We start from the raw sequence: 21383 nt of genomic DNA on the forward strand, positions 1-21383 counted from the left end.
GCCGGAACGCGTGTTCAGTTTGGCATGGAATCAGTGTTCAGTTTCTCCGGAATGCGCACCCGAGGACGAGCAGGGCGAGGCCTACGCCCGGATTGCCGAAACCCTTCGCGGCATCAAGGCCAACAGTTCGGACATCCAGTTCGTCTACACGTTCAGGCGCAGCGCCGACGGGTCCATCGTCTTCGTCGTCGATGCCGACGAGGAGGAAAAATCCCATCTCGGCGACGTCTACGACGACCCCACCCCCCTCATGGAGCAGGCGGCCCAGAGCCTTGCCGCGCCGGCAGTGGAAAAGGACTTCTACGAAGACCAGTGGGGGACTTTCCTGAGCGCCTACGCGCCCATCAAGACCCCGGACGGCAGGCTGGACGCCGTCATCGGCGTGGACATCACCGCCGGGAGCGTCCGGGCCATGTCCATGAGCCTGCTTTGGCACATGACCCTGTGTTTCGCCGTCATCACGGCGGCCATGATCCCCGGCATCATCTTCTTCGCCAGGAGAATGATCCGGCCCATCACCGACTGCGTGGGGTTCACGGGCCACCTCGCCCAAGGGGATTTTTCCCGGGACGTTCCGGATACGATCCTGGCGCGTGTGGACGAGATCGGCGACCTGGGGCGGGCCTACGGGTCCATGATCGCAAACACCCGGGGCCTGCTGCGCAACATGCAGGAGGGCGTGCAGACCCTGACCGCGTCCGTGGAGAACTTCTCCGCCTTCGCCGCCCAGACCACCTCCGGCATCCACATCCTGTCCGACAACACGACCGCCGTGACGGTTGCGGCCCGTGAAATGAACGCCGGCACCGTGTCCGTGGCCGCGAGCATGGAACAGACATCGACCAACCTCGCCTCCGTGGTCGGCGCCACCGAAGAGATGACCTCGACCATCGCCGAGATCGCGGAAAACTCCGAACGGGCCCGCGTGACGACGGACAGCGCGTCCGCCCAGGTCGAAAGTTTCGCCAGGGTGCTGCGGGAGCTCGGCGCTTCGGCCGACGAAATCGGCAAGGTCACGGCGACCATCGCCGACATCTCCAGCCAGACCAACCTGCTGGCCCTGAACGCCACCATCGAGGCGGCCCGGGCCGGCGACGCCGGCAAAGGGTTTGCCGTGGTCGCCAACGAGATCAAGGAACTGGCCCGCCAGGCCGCACAGGCCACGGACGACATCAGGGCCAAGATCGAGTCGATCCAGGGCGCGACGGGCAGCGCCGTGGCCAACATCGAGGGCATCGTGCGGGTCATCGGCGATGTGAACAGCTTCGTGGTGTCCATCGCGGCGTCCATCGACGAACAGTCGGCCGTGACCCGCGAACTGGCCACGAACATCGCCGAGGCCACAGGTGGGGTCCGGGACGCCAACGGACGCACGTCGAACATGTCGGCCGCTTCGGGCGAGATCGCCGCGGACATCGCCGCGGTGGACGCAGTCGCCTCCGACATCCGCTCCGGCTGCTCGCTGGTCCGTGACAACCTGTCGGATCTCTCCAGGCTGGCCGCGCAATTGCGGGAGATGGTCGGCCGCTTCACGATCTAGGCAAGGGCAAAAAAAGAACGCCGCGGACGGTCAGGGGCGACCGGTCGCGGCGTTCTTGCGCGTCAGAGGGAAAGAGTTCCCGCCGAAGGGGACGCAAGCGGATCAGACGGCCGTTTCCCGCGGCTTGTCCTGCGGCTGGGGCTTTGGGGAGGGCCCGGTCCCGTTGTGCGGTTCGACCATCTCGAGCCATTCCAGAAACGGCATGAGAAAGCGCATGAACTCCCCGACGGGCACGCCCTTATCCTGCAGCCAGCGGAAGAAGGCCTCGGGAATGCCGGTCAGCTCGGCGGCCATGCGGATGCCTTCCTCGCGCCAGCCTTCGAGCTTCGCGTCCTTTTCCGGGTCGGCTGCGGCCAGGACGATCAAGCCGTCCCGGCCTGTCCGGCTCTCCCCGGAGGCACGTTCACCCCAAGACCAGGACTCGGACACGGCCTGCGAATAAGCGCCCAGCGCAGCTTCAGGCACGATGCGTGGAACGGGTTGACCGCGTTCCTCCTGGCCGCCTGAAGCATCCATCGGCTCCCTGGAATCGTCCCAAGACACGGCCGCAACGCCCACGCAGGCGACGATGAGCGCGCCGGCGAGCAGACGTCTCGGCCAGCCCGCACCGCCATGTCGGTGAGAGGTGTTGTCTTCCTGCAACGATCCGCCTTGGCGGGGTGTTTCCTTCATGCTTCCTCCAGTGTCGAACGATGCTCAGCTCCGCATACGGCGATCCCACTGGAAATCGCGGCTGGTGACCACGTCCTCCATGCGCCGAAGCCTCCGGTCCAGGCTCTCGAACTTGCGCTTGATGCGCTCCAGGGCGCCGGTTCTGGAGGTGGAATAGGAATCGTAGAATTCCTGCTCGTCGGTGTTGCGGATGGGCACCACGGGCTCCATCTTCATAACCAGGGCCGCGATGAGGTACAAGAGCCCGACGGGCCAGATGCCCGTGATCAGGAACAGGACGACCACGATGGCACGCAGGAGTCCCACCGACAGGTCGAACTGCCTGGCCAGCCCCGAGCACACGCCCAAAAACATCCCGTCGCGCGCGCGGTACAGCCTGCGCCGTTCCTCGATGGGCCGACGCCAGCGCGAGCCGAAGCCCCTCTCGCGGCCCATGCGGCGGCCTCCGTATCCGTATGCCTTCACGACTGCTTCTCCTTCTCCAGCAGGATCGTCTCAAGGGTCTCGATGCGCTCTTCCATGCGCGCCAGGCCCTGATACATCTCCTGGATCATCTGCGCCTCGCTTTCGCCCCCTTCGCGGCCAGTGCGCGTGAACAGACGGATGATCCCGAAGATCACCGCGCCGATCAGCAGCAGGCCCGCCGCCATGAGGATGACGAAAAAGCTCAAAAGATGTTCCATGCGCGTACTCCTTGGATGTTCGTTCCTGCGTAGCCGAAGCCGCCGCCCGAGCCAAACACAATTTCACGAACCGTCATTTCTGTCTGGAGGAGCGCATGGCCGCCAGCTGCTCCTCGATCTCGTCCCCGCCTTCGAGCAGCGCGAACTCCTGTTCCAGATCGCGTCCGCGGCGCGGCGCCGCCAGCTCGGCCTCGGCCTCCATGCGCTCGATGCGCTGCTCGAACTGGTCGAACCGCATGAGCACCCCGGCGGACTGCGCGCGGGTGGCGTTGGCGCGGGCCTTCAGGCGCTGATCGGCGCGGACCACGCGCTTGGCCAGGCTGCGCTGCCGCTCCTTGGCCGATTCGAGCTTGGCCTCCAGAAGATCGATATCCTCGCGGGCCTGCTCGATGAGCACGGAAAAGCGCTCCACTTCGCGCTCCAGGCCGTCGCAGGCGCGCTCGGCCGCGAGCTTTTCGGCCAGGGCCTCGCGGGCCAGATCCTCGCGACCCCGGTCCATGGCCAGGCTGGCCCGCCCGTCCCAGAGCCCGATGCCGGCGCGGGCCTGATCCTGCTCGCGCACGATGCGCTTCTGATCAGCCATGAGGCCGGCGCATGAGGCCTTCAGCTCCACAAGGGTTTCCTCCATCTCCTGGATCATCAGCCGGATCATCTTTTCGGGTTCTTCGGCCCTGTCCAGCATGGAATTGATGTTCGCGCTGACGATATCCTTGAACCGGGTGAAAATGCTCATGTCGTCCTCCCATGATGCCAGTTGCTGTCTTCGATCGCAGCTGATCAAGCATGACACGTGCCATGGCCGGCTTATTCGCAACACATTGAAATTACGGCACGCTGGAGAATCATCAGCAAGGGCGATCGGCTATTTATTGCAATATTTGGCTAAATAAACCATAATATGGTTATGAATACCATATCGAGACATCCGCCTCTGGAAGCCCTCGGACAATCCGACGCGTTCCTGCACTTCCAGGAACGCCTATCCAAGGTCGCGCGCGTGGACCGGCCCGTTCTCATCATCGGGGAGCGCGGGACCGGCAAGGAACTCGCCGCGGCGCGACTGCACTATCTGTCGACGCGCTGGCAGGGCCCTTTCGTCACGCTCAACTGCGCGGCTCTGGCCGAATCCCTTCTGGACTCCGAACTGTTCGGGCACGAGGCCGGGGCCTTCACCGGAGCCGTGACCAGGCGCAAGGGGCGCTTCGAGAGCGCCGACGGCGGCACCCTCTTTCTGGACGAGATCGCCAACCTGTCCATGGAGGCCCAGGAAAAAATTCTGCGCGTGGCGGAATACGGAACCTTCGACCGCGTTGGCGGCGGCGCATCCGTCGAAGTCAGCGTCCGCCTGATCGGCGCGACCAACGCCGACCTGCCGACGCTGGCCAGGGAGGGGAAATTCAAGGAGGACCTGCTGGACCGACTGAGCTTCGAGGTCCTGACCATCCCGCCTCTGCGCGAACGCGAGGGGGACGTGGAACTGCTGGCCGGACACTTCGCATCGCGCATGGCCGTGAGCCTGGGCCTGGCCGAACGCCCGGCCTTTTCGGACGGGGCCATGGCGGCGCTGCTACGCCATGCCTGGCCGGGGAATGTGCGGGAGTTGCGCAACGTGGTGGAACGGGCCGTCTACCGGGCCGAAGGCATGGCAGTGACCGATGTGGACTTCGACCCGTTCGGTTCGGGCACCAGGGCAACGTCCCACAGACCGTTGCCGACGCCCCCGGATCACGCCGCCGGCAACGAGCCGCGCCTTGCAGACCTTGGCCTGCCGTTGCCGGAGGCCCTGCGCGAGGTCGAGGCATCCTACCTGCGCATCGCGCTGGAACGCAGCCGTCACAACCAGAAACGCGCCGCGGAACTTCTCGGGCTGACCTACCACCAGTTCCGGGGTTTGTTCCGCAGACTCAGGGATACGCTGTGACCGCTCGCGCCGCCGGACCCAAAATGCTCATCAGGCGAGAGCGTACAAGCTATCACCCGATACCCACTGACGTCGCTGACCGTTGAGCACGGGACATACCCACAGGAGTCCCGTCGCCGTCATCGCGAGCGCAGCGCGGCCTGGTCGGGCAACGCGCGAGATCCATCTTCGGCTTGCACCGAAATTTCAACCAAAAAAACAGTGAAAAACTGGATTGCAGCGTCGATGACTCCTCGCAATGACTGGCGTCCACGACGAGCCATCCCAACTGAACGAGTCTAAAAGCCGACCTGTCGCGATGCATAAGCCCATGGACGCGCGACCCGGTTGCCCCCAAAAAAAACCGCCCCCGTGAGGGAGCGGTTTGAAACTCGTCCTGGCATTCCGACCGGGCTCGAAGAACCTGGCCGGAAACTACGGGAACTAGTTGGCGGTGGCCTTGAACTCGCAGCGTCTGTTCTTGGACCAGGCTTCTTCGTTGGCGCCGGCGACAGCGGGACGCTCTTCGCCGTAGCTCATGATGCTCAGTCTGGTGGGCTCGATGCCCATCATGACCAGGTAGTCATAGGCAGCGCGGGCGCGGCGCTCGCCGAGGGCCATGTTGTATTCGTTGGTGCCGCGCTCGTCACAGTGACCCTCGACCAGCAGGGACAGGGCCGGGAAAGACTTCAGCAGCTCGGACTTCTCGGTCAGGATCTGGCGGGACTCTTCGGTCAGATCGCTCTTGTCGAAGGCGAAGTAGATGCGGTCGGCGCCGATCTTGTCGATGGCCTTGAGCTGGGCGTCATTCACGCCACTCGGAGCGGCGGCGGAACCTTCGCCGGCGCCGGAGGCGGTGGTGCCCGCCGGGGTGGAGGCAACTTTCTTCGCACAACCGCCGGCCATGGCCAGCGCAAACACCAGCATCAACAGTACAGTCAACTTCCTCATGAGATTCCCCTTTTTGCAAAAACAGTTTAAATTGTGAAAATGGAATAAATCGATGCGTGGGAAAGTACACTATTTCTTTTTCGTTGAATAGATGGAATCTGCATGGTTGCCGCATTTTTTTTGCCCGGGATGGCCCGCAGGCGCACGGCTCGGGCCAGTCGGGCAGGGGGGAGGGACGAACTGCCCGGCAATGAGGGCCCGCCGTGTTTTCGGCAGCTCATCCTTGCAATGATTTTCAGCTGTGGTAATTTCTGTGCATGGAACAGACCATACACACAAATGAAATAATTACCGGGAGGTAGAGCCATGAGCATGTTCAAGAAAATTCTCTGCCCTGTGGATTTTTCGGACGCCAGCGCGGCCATCGCCAGGACTGCCCGCGAGTTCGCCCTCAAATTCGGCTCCGACGTCCTCGTGGTCTACGTGGCGCCGTCCATGATCCAGTACGAGATCTTCGACCTGCCCGCGGCGTCCCTGCCGCAGCTCGTCGGTGACATCGTCAGCGGCGCGGAGAAGACCATGGGGGACTTCGTGGCCAAGCACTTCGAGGGCGTCAGCGCCACGGGCAAGGTCGTCAGCGGCGACGCGGCCGAGGCCATCGTCAACCTTGCGGAAGCGGACAAGGCGGACATCATCATCATGGCCACCCATGGCCGGCAGGGCCTGAACCGCCTTCTCTTCGGCTCCGTGGCGGAGAAGGTGGTCAAGACATCCCCCGTGCCGGTCATGACCCTGCGCCCCGAATGATTTCCACCCTGCGGCCTTCGGGCCGCAGGACCCCTTTTCCATGGACACCGGCTCTCCGCTCTCTCGCCTGCGCTGCCGCTGCGGCACGCCCTGCGCCGTCTGCGCGTATGTCCTGACCATGCTCGGCGTGGCCTGGGCCGTCCTCGGCGGCGCGGAAACCATGGGCTATAACTGGCAGTGGTACCGTGTCCCGCGGTTCATCCTGCTGCCCGACGGGAGCCCCGGACCTCTGCTGCAGGGGGCGGGCGTCACGCTGCTGGTCTCGGGCCTGGGTCTGGCCGGCGCCGCGGTCCTCGCCTTGGGCACGGCGTTGCTGCGCCTGTCCGGCTCCCTGGTCGGCCGGGCCCTGGCCCGCGTCTACCTGGAACTGATCCGCAACACGCCCCTGCTGGTCCAGATCTTCTTCATCTACTTCGTCCTCGCCCCGGCCGTTGGCCTGGGCCGCCTGGCCTCGGCGGTGCTGGCCCTGTCGCTGTTCGAGGGGGCCTACGCGTCCGAGATCATCCGCGCGGGCATCCTCGCCATCCCGCGGGGGCAGTGGGAAGGCGCCCTGAGCCTGGGCATGACCAGGGGCGCCATCTACCGCCAGGTCATCCTGCCCCAGGCCCTGCGCAACATCCTGCCACCGCTGACCAGCCAGGGCGTGTCTCTGATCAAGGACTCCGCCCTGGTCTCGACCATCGCCATCTACGACCTGACCATGCACGGCCAGGCCATCGTGGCCGAAACCTTTCTCAGCTTTGAGATCTGGTTCGTCGTTGCCGCCATTTACCTGCTTTTCACCGGCATCCTGTCGTCGCTGGCCAGACTTCTGGAAAGGCAGTCACCTACACCCCATCTGGAGGACTCATGTACAGAATGATCCTTATACTGCTGTGCAGCCTGATTCTCGGAACATTTCCCGCAGACGGGCGGGCCGCAGAAAAAAGCGTACTGGACCAGGCCCTTGAGCGCGGGGTGCTACGCGTGGGCTTCGACACCTTCGTGCCATGGGCCATGAAGGACAAGAACGGCGAGTACATCGGCTTCGAGATCGACGTCGCCCGCCGCCTGGCCGCGGACATGGGCGTGCAGGTCGAGTTCGTGCCCACCAAGTGGTCGGGCATCATCCCGTCGCTGCTAACCGGAAAGTTCGACATCATCATCGGCGGCATGGGCATCCAGCCGGCCCGAAACCTCAAGGTCAACTTCAGCAACCCCTACGAGTTTTCGGGCATGTCCATGGTCGCCAGCACGGCGGCCGCGCCGGGGCTGTCCGCCCTGGCCGACTTCGACAAGCCCGAGATCGTCCTGGCCGCCAAGACCGGAGCCACGTCCGTAGCCGCGGCCAAGAAGCACATGCCCAGGGCCACGGTGCGCATGTTCGACGACGAGGCCCAGGCCCTGCAGGAGGTCCTGAACGGCCGGGCCCACGCCATGGTTGCCTCGGCCCCCTTCCCGGAGCAGCAGGCCATCCGCAACAAGGACAAGCTCTACCTGCCCCTGGCCGGGGATACGTTCACCAAGGAGCCCATCGGCTTCGCCGTGCGCAAGGGCGACGCCGACTTCCTGAACTTCCTGAACAACTGGATTCTGGTGGCCGAGTCCGAGGGGTGGCTTGCCGAACGCTATAACTACTGGTTCAAAACCGTGGACTGGGAAGCGCAGATCAAGTGAGGCCAGCAACGCGCCCGGATTCCGCAGGCGCGCCCCGCCCGGGGGGACGCCGCCGGCCGGGCCTGAACCGGCTTGATTTCGTTTTGCTGGGACTGCTGACGGCAGGTCTGGCGTTTGTCGTCTGGCGGGTGCAGGCCCTCGGCGGCGCGGCCTGGGAATGGCACGTGCTCGGGCACTACCTGCTGCGGGAGGATGGACGTCCGGGCCTGCTGCTCCAGGGCGTGTTCACGACCATCCGCCTGACTTGCTGGTCCGCCGTCATCGCCCTGTTCCTGGGCGTGTGGGCCGGCATGGCCCGAACAAGCCCCAGCCTGTACCTGCGCCTGGTGGGCGGCACCTATGTCGAACTGTGCCGCAACTTGCCGCCCCTGGTGCTCGTCTTCCTGTGCTATTTCTTCCTGGCCGACCAGATCGCCCCGGCCATCGGCTTGCAGGACGCCCTGCGCACGGCCCCGGAGTGGGTCAAGGCCATAGCCGGCGTGCTCGTCGGACGCATCGACCAGGTCGACGCGTTCGTCACGGCGGCGTTCACCCTGGGGCTCTACGAAGGCGCCTACGTCGCGGAAATCGTGCGCGGCGGCGTGTCCTCGGTCGGCGCGGGACAGTGGGAGGCGGGACGCGCCCTGGGTTTCCCGCGCCCGCAACTGCTGCTGTTCATCATCATGCCCCAGGCCGTGCGGAACATGATCCCGCCCCTGGCCGGCCAGATCATCTCCACCATCAAGGACTCGGCCATCGTCTCGGTCATCTCCATCCAGGAACTGACCTTCCAGGGGATGCAGCTCATGGCCACGACCTACCTGACCATGGAGGTCTGGACCTGCGTGGCCCTGCTGTACTTCGCCCTGACCTTCTCCTGCTCCCTGGCCGCAACCCGTCTGGAACAGCGCCTGCAAAGAAGATACACGGTCTGATCGCCCCCCTCGCTCATGGATTGGCGAAGAACGGCGGCAGTCCAGAACCCGCCCGGATGTAAGGCAAGCGATCAAAGCCCCTTTGCTGCCCATAAGGATGAACCGACCGGCGGCCGTTCAGAACGTGTTCTGGCAAGGCGCGAGCCGATTTCGGGGGGTGAAGTGTAGCCGACTACATGAACCTTTCGAAATCGGTGAGCAACGCAGTCCAGAACGCGTTCTGAACGGCCGCCTAGAATTCGCAGCGGACGCCAGCGTAGTACCCGCGCCCGCTCACGAACCCCTGCAGGCCCGCCGCATCGGCGACACCCGTGTGCGGGTCCGCACTGAAGACGTTGTACACATCAAGCAGCAGGCTCACGGTCAGGAGCTCTTCCTTGAGGACATCGAACTCCAGGGAGACATCCGTGATAAGTCCGCCGGATATGACGCCCCCCCTGTAGGCCTGGTTGTAACCGCCGTCGGCGTTGAGCCACTGGGAGCTCTCGGTTGTCGGCTTGGACGCCGTGGTCCCGTAGGGCGTGTCTGCCGCGACGCGCTTGTCGGCCACCAACCCGGTTGTGGAATCCCGCCACCGGGAAACGCAGTTGAGGCGCAAGCGCTCGTCGTAGAAGCTGCCGAGCCAGTCCAGCGTCACGACCAACGGCGCATTGAAATCATCCCCCGGCAGGTCGCTGCGGGCGATAAGCTGGCCTTCGTAGTAGACCCTGTCGTAATCGTACGGATAGCCGCCAGAGATCAGATTGACATTCGTGTCGCCGTCGTACGCGCCATCGAACGTCTTCAGCCGTGACTTTGTGGCGCCGAGTGTCACCGTATGCGTGCCAAAGCGCTCCGTTTCGAACGCCCGGGACAGGCTGGCGGTTATGCCGTCATACGTGCTCTTGCCGTCATTGGTCAGCTGGTAGGTCTCCTTGTCTTCTGTCTTGCTGACCAGCTGATCCCGGTGATCGCGATGCACCAGTTCAAGCGAGTAGTCGAATCCGGCCGCCATGCCGACGAATCCGCCCATGAGTTCATCCGAATGGGGGGTATTCAGCCCCTTGGCCTCGTAGTTCCGGTCATTGCCGACGACAAGGCGCTGGATACCCGTAACGCGGTTGGTCGACGTGGTGTAGTTCGGCCTGTAGCGGTCGAATGCGTAGGCCCTCAACTGGCCGCCGTAATAGCGGCTGGCTCCGGCCACCAGGGTCAGGGTCCCGTCGCCCATCGTGTCGAGTTCCGCCTTGAAACGGGGAGCGACGTTCCTGTTGAACGAGAAATCGTCGTAGTCGAGCCGCAGTCCGGGAGTGAGGGTCAGCCGCCCCCATTCAACTTCGGCCTGGAGATAGCACCCGACGGTGTTGAGCGTATTTTCCTGGTCATACTCGAAATAGTCGATGACCGTCGCGGTCTTCGCGGTCAAGCCTTCGACTCGGGCGGCCTCGTTCCACAGGTTCGTCGTCACGTTGGCGACGTCAACTCCTGTCGATAGGCGCCAAAAAACATCGCCGGTGGCCAGTTCCGGCAGTTCGAGTTCCAGGCCCGCATCCAGATTGCGGTCCCGGGAAGTGCCATCCCCCACCCCTCCGCGCTTCTCGTTCGTCAGCGCGTCGCTGTACCAGACGTTGCTCTTGGAGTCGCGGCTGAACCCGCTCTGCGCATATGCGGCCCGCCCGGTCAGGGTGCCCCAGTCCGCACGCACCTTGGCCGAGCCGCCCAGACGCAAGGCTTCGTTCCCCATCGCCCAGTCGCTGTCGAGCCATGACGGTCTCCACCGGGCCTCGGAATACGGGGCGTAGGTTGCGTCCAGCGTGATCGTCAGATTCGACGCGGGCTCCAGGAGCGCCTTGGCGAAAAAATTCTCGCTCGTGCGATGCTGGGAGCGTTCGCTGTAGCCGTCAGCCTCTTCGTATCGCAACGGAATATCCGACCATCTTCTGGCATAGGCGAACAAAAGGGACAACCTGTCCGTGACCGGCCCGTCGGCCGACGTCTGCAAACTGTGGATACGAAACTTGGGCTGATTCTCCGCCGAATCCGAATCCTCATCCACCCCCCTGAGATCGAACCATTCACTGCGCGTATGGCGTCCCTCGACAAGAGCGTGCCACCTGTCCGTGCGAGGCCGTCTGGTTTCGGCGTCCACGACTCCGCCGATGAAATTGCCATATTTTACCGGCACGTTGCTCGTGTACACCGTCACGGAATCAAGCAGGAGCTCGTCATGAAAAAACGTCTGGTCCGCGCCGCCCATGTCCAGGTTCGTCCAGCTCGGGACATCACCGTACTTGTCGATCCCGGACGGATCGAGCGTGTTGCTGACGCTCATGCCATCGACACGAAAGTTGTTCTCATAGGGTTTGGCGCCGGAAATGGAGACTCGCGGCGGCCTGACCTCACCCATGGTCAAGGAACCGGATTCCTCGTTGGAAAACTGCACGTTCGGCAGGACCTTGAGGGCTTCCGTGATGGTGCCCGTTCTCGAGGGCATGGACTGCAACTCAGCCCCCTCGATGGTCGATTTGCCGAGCACGGGTCTGTCCGCGACGACATTGACCGCATCGAGTCTGTACACAATGCCCACATCACCGGTTCGATTCTGCCCCCCCTCCGTGGCGGGATCTTCCACGTTGTCCGCGCCGGTCACCACCCCCTGAACCGGGAGAGGCGGCTCTTCGGAAAATGCGGTTGCAACAGGTCCGGCCACGGCAAGCAGCCAAAGCGCCAGAAGTGCCGCACCGAATTTTTTACGCACGTTTTTCTCCACGAGGCCAGGGGGGGCCTGGATTTGGCTACTCGACACGCCCTGTTGCTTGAGGCATGAGTAGAAGATTCACAATTACGAATGTCATACAAAATATCAATAGCAATGCGCACCCTGATTTTTGCCCTCATCCTGATCATTTCGCCCATCGCCGCAGGCGCGTTTGAGGACATACCCTTAGGCGTGGACCAGATCGATGTGTCCGCGAAACGCGCCAGTTTCAACACCGTCATTGGCGCCGCGCAGGATTCCGACGGCTATGTCTGGCTCGCGGCCCTTCCCGGATTGTACGTGTATGACGGCAATCTTGTGCGCCCCGTCCTGGAGGACATTCTCGGGGGCACCCGCATCCGATCCCTGCATATCGACTCCGGCGACACGCTCTGGCTGGGCACCAACTCAGGGGTTCTCGCGTATTCGCTGAAGACACAGACCGCCCGTTGGCATCGCGCGACGAACTCGACCTACGGCCTCACCTCGGACATCGCCCACACCATGTACGAGGACTCAAGGGGGACACTGTGGGTCGGAACAGCTGATCGGCTCACCAAAGCCGGCCAGCAGGGGGCGGAGGCGCCCTCTACACTCCACCGCTACGAGCCGTCCTTCGGCAGGTTTGAACGTGTCCAGGGCCTTGGCTTTTCCGCGGACGCCAACCCGGCCATCCTGGATATCGGCGAAGACGCCCACCGCAACATGTGGCTGGCCACGGACCGGGGACTCTACCGGCTCAACGGGAACCAGGGACCGGCCACGTTCGTGCCCCTGTCTTCACACGAAGAGTATTCCGCAAAAAAGATCGGCTTCGATTACGCCGGCAACCTCTGGGTCAGCGTCTCGAAACGCGGCCTGTGGACGCTTCCGGCCGATGCGCCCATGACAGAACTCCACAGGGCGACCGAAATCCCGGCGGATCATATCCAGGACCTTCTCGTCGATTCGGACGGCGACGTCCTGATTTGCAGCAACAAGGGGCTGTTCCGCTATGCGGCCAAGGAAAGGAGTTTTTACCGGCATCCATTCGTTTTTCCGGGACAACCGCGCCAGAATCCCGAATACATCATGTCCATCCTGGAAACGTCGTCCGGCAACCTCTGGATCGGGACCATCAACCAGGGCGTCCTGCGTCACACGGCGCATCCCGGCGCCAGGATCACAAAGCTGACCGCGCAGGCCCGGGGTGCAGGACAACCCCCCGCAGAACTTTCCGACATCATTCATGTCACCTCCGCCCCGGACGCCAGGATGTATGTCAGCCCCAAGAGCGGAGGCATTTTCAGGTCGAGTGGCCCCGTCACGCTCAACAGGTTGAACTATTCATCGAAGATCGAATTCGAAACGGTCCTGGCGAAGTCCAGGGTCAAGTCCATGGACTGGGCCCCGGACGGCTCGCTTGTTTGCGGGCTGCACAACGCCGTGCTGCGCATAGCGCCGGATGGCGCCAGGGAAAACCTCCAGGTCGAGCCCAACCCCGAAGCCAGCTTCTCCGACAAGGATATCGAACACCTGGCCTGCATGGGCGACGGACGCGTCTGGTTCGCCACGAAATTCAAGCTTTTTTCATGGAAACCAGGCACTCCTGAAGAAAATCCAGAGGACCTGAATCTTGAAGGAGGGTCGATCACCTGCCTGCAACGCTTCCGGGATACCGTCTGGGTCGGCCACGGCCGAAACGTCACCGTCATCGACACGGTGTCCGGAAAGCGAACCAGGCTTGACGTCCCCCCGGCGGCCTGGGCCGACAATGCCACCATCAAGGGCATTCTGGTCGAAAACCCTGCAACGGCCTGGCTCGCCACGACAAAGAACGTCATGCGTTTCGACATGCGAACCGGCAGTCTGACGCCCATACTTTCGGCAGCCCAGCAACGGATCCCCATGGCCCTGTCCCTGTGGCGAAACCCCGATGGCGCCATCTGGCTGCATACCCAGGAAAAGGTATACAGAATTTCGCCGGGCTCGGACCGGGGCGAAGAAGTGCTGCTCGGCGCGGACCACCCGTCCGTCAGCATTTCCGCCGGCCCGGCGCTCGTGGCCGGACAGGTCCTCGCCTACGGGCACTCCGACGGGCTGCTGCTCATCGACCCTCAAAGAATCGGCAGGAGCGCGCGAATCGCCCCGAAAATATCCGATATCCGCATTTTCGGCACGTCGCTGCCGGCGACGCAACTCGGCAGAATCCCCGAGCACCTCGATGTCGACCATCACCAGAACTATCTGACCTTCTCCTTCACGCTGCCCGAAGCGAGCGCGTTCCGGCCTCCCCGCTTCTTCTACTTCCTGGAGGGCGTGGATTCCGCCTGGAACGACGCCGGTTCCCAGACAACCGTCAGCTACGCCCACCTCAAGCCCGGCCGCTACACCCTGCATGTCAAAGACGGATTCGACGGTGAGCACATCTCCTCCCTGGGCATCGACATCCGCGCGCCGTGGTGGATGACCACCTGGGCCAAGGCCGGGTACGCCCTGGCCTTCGTCCTGGCCCTGCTCACGGCCTCGCGCGTGTTCACCCACGTGCAGACCACGCGGATCCGCAAGGAGATGCTCGAAACCCTCGTCATGCAGGACCCCCTGACCGAGGTGCCCAACAGGCGCAAGTTCAAGGAGGTGCTGGCCGCGGAAAAAAGCCGCTGCAAGCGCAGCAACCATCAGATCTCCGTGCTCATGATCGACATCGACTTCTTCAAGGGGTTCAACGACCGGTTCGGTCATCAGGCGGGGGACAAGGCGCTGAAACGGGTGGCGCAGACCGTGAGTTCGGCCCTCAGGCGGCCTGAGGATTTCGTGGCCAGGTTCGGCGGTGAGGAGTTCGTGGTGGTGCTGCCAAGCACGAACAGGGCGGGGGCGGAGCGCGTGGCCCAGAAAATTCAGGACGCCATCTTCATGGCCGACATCCCCTACCCCGGATCACCGCTCTCGGACAGGATCACCCTGAGCATCGGAATTTCGACTTTCAGCCCGCAAAGCGACCTGCACATCGACTCGGGGCTCTTCTCGGCCGACCAGGCCCTCTACCAAGCCAAACGCAACGGCCGCAACTGCGTCTTCTACAAGGACCACTGCCTGGCCCTAACGCCCGTGCGGCAGTGACAGGAAGTCGTCCATGCCGCACAGCCCGCAGGCCTGACAGCCATCCTGCGGGCATGGCGGCGTGACCATTCCGCGCCGGTACTTGACCCACTCCGAATACAGAAACTTCCGCGACACCCCGATCTCCAGCCGGTCCCACGGAAAAACAGCATCGCGGTCGACGTGGCGGCTCAGGACGTCGAGCACCAGAGCATCGTATTCCCGCATGGCCGCTGGCAGGCCGATTTCCGCAGCGCGTTCCAGGCAGGGGAAGATTTCCTCCCCGCCACGGGCCAGAAACATCTGCACCCGGGCCTGGGCCGGGTTTTCCCCGGCAAAGCGCATGCCCTTGTGCCGCCCCACGATCGCCTTGAAGCGCTTCATGGCGGCCTTGAGCCGGTCCTCGTCCGGCGTGTCGGCCCACTGCAGGGGAGTCCAGGCCTTGGGCACCAGGCAGCTGACCGAAAGGGAGACAAGCTCCACACCCTTCTTGCGCGCGCCCTGGCCGGCCTTCCGCGCCGCGTCTATGCAGGACATGAACTCCTCGAACTCGGCCCAGTCCTCCTCGCCCTCGTCGGGCCAGCCCGTGATCATGTAGAGCTTCAGCGTCCCGAACTGCAGGCGGCTGATGCGGGCCACGGCCTCCAGGAAGGCCTCCTCGGAAAAGTGCTTGTTCATGGCCCGACGCAGACGGCGGCTCGCGCCCTCCAGGGCCAGGGTCACGGAGCGGGTCCCGGTGTGCCGCAGGAAACCGAGCAGCTCGTCCGTAAGGCCATCGGCCCGCAAGGAGGACAGGGAGAATTTGACCTTGCGCTCCGCCAGCCAGCGCAGGAAGGGGAGCAAGTCCGGCCAGTCCGTGAGCGCCGTGCCCACGAGGCCGACCTTGTGCGGTTCGCAGCGTTCGACAATGTCCTGCAGCACGGCCATCTCTGCGTGGCGGGGCGGCTTGTAGATGCTGCCGGCCGCGCAGAAGCGGCACCCGTACGGGCACCCGCGATTGACCTCCAAGAGCAGCATGTCCCTGAACTGGGCTTCGGAACTGATGAAACAGGAAAAGGCCGGGCGGCCCAGCACGTTCGAGGAGCCGACGACAGCCCTCCGCACGGGCTCCGGACTTTTACCCGGAACCAGGACCCCCGGCAGGGGCGCTATGGCACCCAGGGCGGAATCCTTCCCGCCGCCTTCGATCCATGTCCTGGCGATGCGCTCCACGACATCGTCAAGGCCGGCTTCGGCTTCACCGACAAAAAGCCCGTCCAGTGCGGGCAGCATGGGAAATGGGTTCAGGAAGGCCACGGGGCCGCCCGCCAGGACCACCGGCCATGACGGGCGCTGCGCCGCGCGGACGGGGATGTCCGCATCCATCAGCAGCTTGAGCGCATTGGGAAAGTCGCCTTCGAAATTGAGGCTGAAGAGAACAAGGGGGAAGAGGCCCAGGTCGCGTCCGGAGTCGACGGACCTGGGCCTCGGGGAAGTGGAATCCCAGAAGAAACGCTCAACGGCCAGCCGCTCGTTTGCCGCGAGCAGCCGGTAGACAACCTGCCACCCCAAGGTGGAGAGGCCGTGCTCCGCGGCCTCGGGGAACACGAGGGCCACGGGCAGCCGCCCGCCCCAATCCCTGAGCGGAGGGGACGAACGACCGCAGTACAGCTCGGACACACTCACCTCCTGGCGCGCAGGCGTCTCGGGTCGGGGAGGACCCTAGTCGGCCTGCATGCGGATGAAGGAGGGAATTTCGAATTCCTCCTCCTCGAACAGGAACTCGGCGTCATCGCCGCCGTTGACGATCTTGCGCGGCTCGTGGCGGCGATCTTCGACACCGGGCTGGCTTCTGGCCGCGCGGATGTAGGTCGGGACGCTCAGGTCGGCGGCGTCGTTAACCGAGATCTTGCGGGTGCGCGGGCGGATGATCAGGCCCTCGCTTTCGGCAGACTGCCGCCCGCCGGCGGGCGCGGGACTGATGACCGAAATCTTCCCGCCCTTCTCCACCGGCACGTTGCCGTCCTGGATGCCGGTGGCGATGACGGTGATGCGCATCTCGTCCACGCAGTCCATGTCGAAGACCGTGCCGAAGTAGATCTTGGCGTCCTCGTGGGCGGCTTCGTGCACGATGCTGGCCGCTTCGCTCACTTCCTCGATGGTCAGGTCCGGACCGCAGGTGATGTTCATGAGCACGCCGCGGGCGCCGTCGATGGTCACGTCCTCCAGCAGCGGGCTGGTGATGGCCTTCAGGGCGGCCTCGCGGGCGCGTCCGTCGCCCGAGGCGATGCCCGTGCCCATCATGGCCAGGCCCATCTCTTCCATGACGGCCTTGACGTCGGCGAAGTCGAGGTTGATGAGGCCGGGCACCATGATCAGGTCGGAAATGCCCTTCACGGCGTGAAAGAGGACCTCGTCGGCCTTGCCCAGCATGTCGACGAAGGAGGCCTTCTTGGAGGCCAGGGTCAGCAGGCGGTCGTTGGGGATGGTGATTATGCTGTCGACGATGTCGCGCAGCTCCTTGATGCCCCGCTCGGCCTGCTGCTGGCGGCGCTTGCCTTCAAAAAAGAACGGTTTGGTCACGACCGCCACGGTCAGGGCGCCCATGTCCTTGGCCACCTGGGCGATGACCGGGGCCGCGCCGGTACCCGTGCCGCCACCCATGCCGGCGGTGACGAAGACCATGTCGCAATCGCCCAGCACGTCGCGGATCTGGGACTGGCTCTCGAGCGCAGCGTCGCGCCCCATGTCGGGGTTGGCGCCCGCGCCCAGGCCCTTGGTCAGCTTGTCGCCGAGCTGAATCTTGAACTCGGCCTTGGAGTGCTTCAGCGCCTGCATGTCCGTGTTGGCCGCGATGAAGGTCACGCCCTGCATGGCGGCCTTGATCATGTTGTTGACCGCGTTGCCGCCGCCTCCGCCCACGCCGATGACCTTGATCAATGCATTGTCTTCGCGTTCGATTTCCAGGAAATCCATACTTCCCCCTAAAACGTTGACGTTGTTCCCTGTCTCCGATTTCCCCGTGTCCCCGATGCCACTCAACTGATGTCGGCGAACCACTTCTTCATGCGCGCCAGAATGGAGTGGAAGATGTTCTTGTCGCGGATGCGGATCTTGTTGTCCCGCCCGTGCTTTTCCGCGCCGTAGAGCAAGAGTCCCACCGCCGTCGCGTACATGGGACTGTCCACCACGTCCTTGAGCCCGCCGACTCCGGCAGGCGAGCCCGTTCTGGTCGGCAGGTTGAAGACCTGCTCCGCCAGCTCCTGTATCCCTTCGATGCGCGACGCGCCGCCCGTCAGGACAACGCCCGCGCCGATGAGCTTCTTGTACCCGGACCGGATCAGCTCCTGGTCCACCAGCGCCAGGAGCTCCTCCATGCGCGGCTCGCAGATCTCGGCCAGGACCTGCCTGGTGAGCTTGCGCGGCTCGCGCCCTCCGACGCTGGGTACTTCGATGATCTCGTCCTTCCTGACCAGCTCGGCCAGGGCGCACCCGTACTTGATCTTGATCTTTTCCGCCGCCTGGGTCGGCGTGCGCAGACCGAAGGCGATGTCGTTGGTCAGGTTGGTCCCGCCCAGGGCGATGACCCCCGTGTGCTTGATGGAATTGCCGTGAAAGATGGCGATGTCCGACGTGCCGCCGCCGATGTCGACCAATGCCACGCCGATCTCGCGCTCCTCGTCCGTCAGCACGGCCTTGGAGGAGGCGAAGGCCTCCAGCACGATGTCTTCGACGTCCAGGCCCGACTTGTGGCAGGACTTGACGATGTTCTGGGCGCTGGTCACCGCGCCGGTCACGATGTGGACCTTCACCTCCAGGCGCACGCCGGCCATGCCCAGGGGATCGGCGATGCCGGACTGGTCGTCGACGATGTACTCCTGGGGCAGGATGTGGATGACCTCGCGGTCCAGGGGGATGGCCACGGCCTTGGCCGCGTCGATGACGCGCTCGATGTCGCGCGCCGTGACCTCGCCACCCTTGACGGCGATGACGCCGTGGCTGTTGAAGCCCTTGATGTGGCTGCCGGCGATGCCGGCGTACACGGCCCTGATCTCGCAACCGGCCATGAGCTCGGCTTCTTCGAGGGCCTTCTTGATGGACTGCACGGTCTGCTCGATGTTGACCACCACGCCCTTGCGCAGGCCCGTGGACGGGCTGGTGCCGATGCCGATGATGTCGACCACCCCGTCGGTGCCCACTTCGCCCACGACGGTGCATATCTTGGTCGTTCCGATGTCCAGACCGACGATCAATTCAGACTTGCCCATACTTTCCCTCGTCTCCCGGCGCAGGGCCGGCATGAAATCCTAGAGTGTTTGATCCGCGTTCAACCTGACCCAGGCCCGTTCCGGCGTGACGAACATCAGGGCCGCGCGGCCGAGCTCGCCCCGACCGTCCAGGTCGGCCCACAGTTTTCCCAGGCACGCCAGGGTGGCGCGCAGATCCGTCCCATCCAACTGTACGAGAACCCTCGGTCTTTCCAGAAAAATGCTGAACTGTTCGTCGCTGTCCTGACGAAGCCAGGCGATCTGGCTCATGCCGAAGGGCAGCGCGTTCCGCGAAACTTCCTCCACCAGCCGGCGCACGCCCGGCCCCACCGGGACGCCTTCCTCCTTTTCCAGAAGGGGCAGGGAGATGAACTTCTCCACGCCCACGGCCACGAAGGGCTGCCCGCTCGCGTCGGCGTAATAGAGCTGCTCGTCGCGGCGGACCAGGAAGGCCGGTACGTGCTCCCTGATCTCGATGGTCAGGCCGTCGGGTAGGATCCGCGTCACGGACACGCTCTCCACCCACTCGCTGGCGGCGATGCGGCGCTGCACCTCGGCGATGTTGATGCCGAGCACGTTCTGTCCAGCGCTTACGCCGCCCAGGGCGGCGATTTCATCGGAACTCAGACGCCGGCCGCCCTCGATGTGCAGGTTGGCCAGGGCAAAGAACTCATGGGCCGTGACCCAGCGGTAGGACAGCAGGATGGCGAAGCTGACCGCCAGGACAAGGGAAATGCCCAGCGACCACTGAATCAGCGCGAACACGGTGCGTCCCAGGCCCAGGAATACCCCGCCGACCACCGCCCCCGTCTGCACGGGTTTGCGGCGCTCGGTCCTGCGGTGTACGTTCCTGCGTACTTTCTTGCCCAGTACGGCCGTGCTCATGTCCTTATGCCTTGTCCTCAAGATAGTTCTGCCCCACGGTCCAGATGCTGCCTGCGCCCAACGTCAGAAAAAGGTCGCCCTCGCGCAAAATTCCGCCCAGGGCGGCCTGCATGGACGCGAAATCCTCGAAAAACTGCACCGGCGTGGAGGTCACCTGCCTGATGGCCTGCGCCAGGCTCTGGCCGCTGACCCCGGGGATGGGCGATTCGCTGGCCGGGTAGATCTCCGTCAGCAGCAGCTGGTCCACGCCTTCAAACACCTTGGAGAACTCGCCGAACAGGGCCTTGGTCCGGGTGAAGCGGTGGGGCTGGAAGGCCACCACGAGGCGCTTGTGCGGGTAGCACAGGCGCGCCGTCTCCAGGGTGGCGGCGATCTCCGTGGGGTGGTGCCCGTAGTCGTCGACCACGAGCACGCCGCCGCGCTCGCCCTTGTGCTCGAAGCGCCGCCCGACACCCCCGAAGGCGCCAAGGCCCCGGATGATGTCCTTTTTGGGCACGCCCGCCTCCATGGCCATGCCGATGGCGGCCAGGGCGTTCAGCACGTTGTGCCGTCCGGGGTGGGTCAGGGAGACCTCGCCCCAGAGGTCGCCGCGATTGTAGACCCTGAAGCGCGACCCCGCCTCGCAGGTGATGATCTCGGCCCGCAGGGCGTTGCCCTCCTCGAACCCGTAGGTCAGCACCGGCCGGCGCACGCGCGGCAGCACGGACTGCACGCCCGGGTCGTCGCCGCAGACCACGTTCAGCCCGTAGAAGGGAACGCTGTTCATGAAATCGACGAAGCTGTCGCGGATTTCGTCCAGGTCCTTGTAGTAGTCGAGATGGTCCGCATCAATGTTGGTGACGATGGACATGCGCGGCAGCAGGCACAGGAAGGACCCGTCGGATTCGTCGGCCTCGGCGATAAGGTAGCGGCCCTGGCCGAGCATGGCGTTGGTGCCGTAGGCGTTCAAACGGCCGCCGATGATGACCGTGGGGTCGAGGCCGGCCTCCATGAAGATGGTGGCCAGAAGCGACGTGGTCGTGGTCTTGCCGTGGGTGCCGGCCACGGCCACGCCGGTCTTGAGACGCATGAGCTCGGCCAGCATCTCGGCCCGCGGGATGATGGGCACGCCTTTGGACCGGGCCTCGACCAGTTCGGGATTATCGTCGCGCACCGCCGTGGAGCGGACCACGACCTGCGCGTCGCGCACGTTCTCACGGGCGTGGCCGGCGTGCACCGTCGCGCCCAGGGATTCGAGCCGCTGGGCCGCCGCACCCTTGACCAGGTCGGAGCCCGAAACCTCGTAACCCAAGGTCAGGAGCACCTCAGCGATGCCGCACATGCCTGCGCCGCCGATGCCCACCATATGTATTCTCTTGATCTTCGATTTCATG

General features: G+C 64.2%; 18 protein-coding genes. 7 read left to right on the forward strand and 11 right to left on the reverse strand.

Going from position 1 to position 21383, the window contains the following annotated elements; genetic code table 11:
* The first annotated feature begins 10 nt into the window (after positions 1-10).
* The gene (locus ACYQ3G_RS16780; RefSeq protein WP_459827755.1) at positions 11-1540 is read left to right on the forward strand and encodes a methyl-accepting chemotaxis protein; all 1530 of its coding nucleotides are present in this window, start codon (positions 11-13) and stop codon (positions 1538-1540) included.
* Between the two features lie 102 nt (positions 1541-1642).
* Here the strand turns inward: ACYQ3G_RS16780 and ACYQ3G_RS16785 are convergent, their stop codons facing one another.
* The 4 genes from ACYQ3G_RS16785 to pspA all read right to left on the reverse strand — a co-directional run bounded on the left by ACYQ3G_RS16785 (position 1643) and on the right by pspA (position 3628).
* Entirely contained in the window at positions 1643-2212 is a 570-nt protein-coding gene (locus ACYQ3G_RS16785; RefSeq protein ID WP_459827758.1) for a hypothetical protein, read from the reverse strand.
* Positions 2213-2236: 24 nt separating this feature from the next.
* Entirely contained in the window at positions 2237-2677 is a 441-nt protein-coding gene (gene pspC, locus ACYQ3G_RS16790) for an envelope stress response membrane protein PspC (protein WP_459827761.1), read from the reverse strand.
* Entirely contained in the window at positions 2674-2895 is a 222-nt protein-coding gene (locus ACYQ3G_RS16795; RefSeq protein ID WP_051306921.1) for a hypothetical protein, read from the reverse strand. Before ACYQ3G_RS16795 ends, pspC begins: the two co-directional genes overlap by 4 nt.
* Before the next feature lie 73 nt (positions 2896-2968).
* Positions 2969-3628, reverse strand: coding sequence for a phage shock protein PspA (gene pspA / locus ACYQ3G_RS16800; protein WP_459827765.1), 660 nt, complete (start codon positions 3626-3628; stop codon positions 2969-2971).
* Positions 3629-3799: 171 nt separating this feature from the next.
* On the opposite strand from pspA, the gene pspF reads away from it, so the two are divergent.
* The gene (gene pspF, locus ACYQ3G_RS16805; protein ID WP_459827768.1) at positions 3800-4816 is read left to right on the forward strand and encodes a phage shock protein operon transcriptional activator; all 1017 of its coding nucleotides are present in this window, start codon (positions 3800-3802) and stop codon (positions 4814-4816) included.
* A 423-nt stretch (positions 4817-5239) separates the two neighbouring features.
* On the opposite strand, the gene pal is transcribed toward pspF, so the two are convergent.
* The gene (gene pal, locus ACYQ3G_RS16810) at positions 5240-5746 is read right to left on the reverse strand and encodes a peptidoglycan-associated lipoprotein Pal (protein WP_459827771.1); all 507 of its coding nucleotides are present in this window, start codon (positions 5744-5746) and stop codon (positions 5240-5242) included.
* 306 nt (positions 5747-6052) lie between these two features.
* Here pal and ACYQ3G_RS16815 point away from each other — a divergent pair, with 306 nt between their 5' ends.
* From ACYQ3G_RS16815 to ACYQ3G_RS16830, 4 genes are read left to right on the forward strand one after another with little or no spacing between them, the layout of a single operon-like run.
* On the forward strand, positions 6053-6493 hold the full coding sequence (locus ACYQ3G_RS16815) for a universal stress protein (protein ID WP_459827773.1): 441 nt from the start codon (positions 6053-6055) through the stop codon (positions 6491-6493).
* 40 nt (positions 6494-6533) lie between these two features.
* On the forward strand, positions 6534-7355 hold the full coding sequence (locus ACYQ3G_RS16820; protein WP_459827775.1) for an amino acid ABC transporter permease: 822 nt from the start codon (positions 6534-6536) through the stop codon (positions 7353-7355).
* Complete coding sequence (locus tag ACYQ3G_RS16825) at positions 7343-8149, forward strand: transporter substrate-binding domain-containing protein (protein ID WP_459827778.1); 807 nt, start codon at positions 7343-7345, stop codon at positions 8147-8149. The genes ACYQ3G_RS16820 and ACYQ3G_RS16825 overlap by 13 nt, the downstream gene beginning before the upstream one ends.
* Complete coding sequence (locus tag ACYQ3G_RS16830) at positions 8146-9063, forward strand: amino acid ABC transporter permease (protein WP_459827781.1); 918 nt, start codon at positions 8146-8148, stop codon at positions 9061-9063. The genes ACYQ3G_RS16825 and ACYQ3G_RS16830 overlap by 4 nt, the downstream gene beginning before the upstream one ends.
* A 232-nt stretch (positions 9064-9295) precedes the next feature.
* On the opposite strand, the gene ACYQ3G_RS16835 is transcribed toward ACYQ3G_RS16830, so the two are convergent.
* Complete coding sequence (locus ACYQ3G_RS16835) at positions 9296-11800, reverse strand: TonB-dependent receptor plug domain-containing protein (RefSeq protein ID WP_459827784.1); 2505 nt, start codon at positions 11798-11800, stop codon at positions 9296-9298.
* 114 nt (positions 11801-11914) lie between these two features.
* On the opposite strand from ACYQ3G_RS16835, the gene ACYQ3G_RS16840 reads away from it, so the two are divergent.
* Positions 11915-14899 carry a diguanylate cyclase gene (locus tag ACYQ3G_RS16840; protein ID WP_459827787.1) on the forward strand — a complete coding sequence of 995 codons (2985 nt, stop codon included), beginning with the start codon at positions 11915-11917 and terminating at the stop codon, positions 14897-14899.
* Here ACYQ3G_RS16840 and ACYQ3G_RS16845 read toward each other — a convergent pair.
* From ACYQ3G_RS16845 to murC, 5 genes are all read right to left on the reverse strand, one after another.
* Positions 14879-16537: a radical SAM protein gene (locus ACYQ3G_RS16845; protein ID WP_459827790.1), complete on the reverse strand. Its 1659-nt coding sequence runs from the start codon at positions 16535-16537 to the stop codon at positions 14879-14881. The genes ACYQ3G_RS16840 and ACYQ3G_RS16845 overlap by 21 nt on opposite strands.
* 42 nt (positions 16538-16579) lie before the next feature.
* The gene (gene ftsZ / locus ACYQ3G_RS16850) at positions 16580-17833 is read right to left on the reverse strand and encodes a cell division protein FtsZ (RefSeq protein ID WP_028576502.1); all 1254 of its coding nucleotides are present in this window, start codon (positions 17831-17833) and stop codon (positions 16580-16582) included.
* Between the two features lie 62 nt (positions 17834-17895).
* Positions 17896-19125, reverse strand: a complete 1230-nt coding sequence (gene ftsA / locus ACYQ3G_RS16855) for a cell division protein FtsA (protein WP_028576503.1) — start codon at positions 19123-19125, stop codon at positions 17896-17898.
* 39 nt (positions 19126-19164) lie between these two features.
* Positions 19165-20010, reverse strand: coding sequence for a cell division protein FtsQ/DivIB (locus ACYQ3G_RS16860; RefSeq protein WP_459827794.1), 846 nt, complete (start codon positions 20008-20010; stop codon positions 19165-19167).
* Between the two features lie 4 nt (positions 20011-20014).
* A complete protein-coding gene (murC, locus tag ACYQ3G_RS16865) occupies positions 20015-21382 on the reverse strand; it encodes a UDP-N-acetylmuramate--L-alanine ligase (protein ID WP_459827797.1) in 1368 nt (455 codons plus the stop codon).
* Between the last annotated feature and the right edge of the window lies 1 nt (position 21383).

The organism is Desulfomicrobium salsuginis (assembly GCF_054657795.1).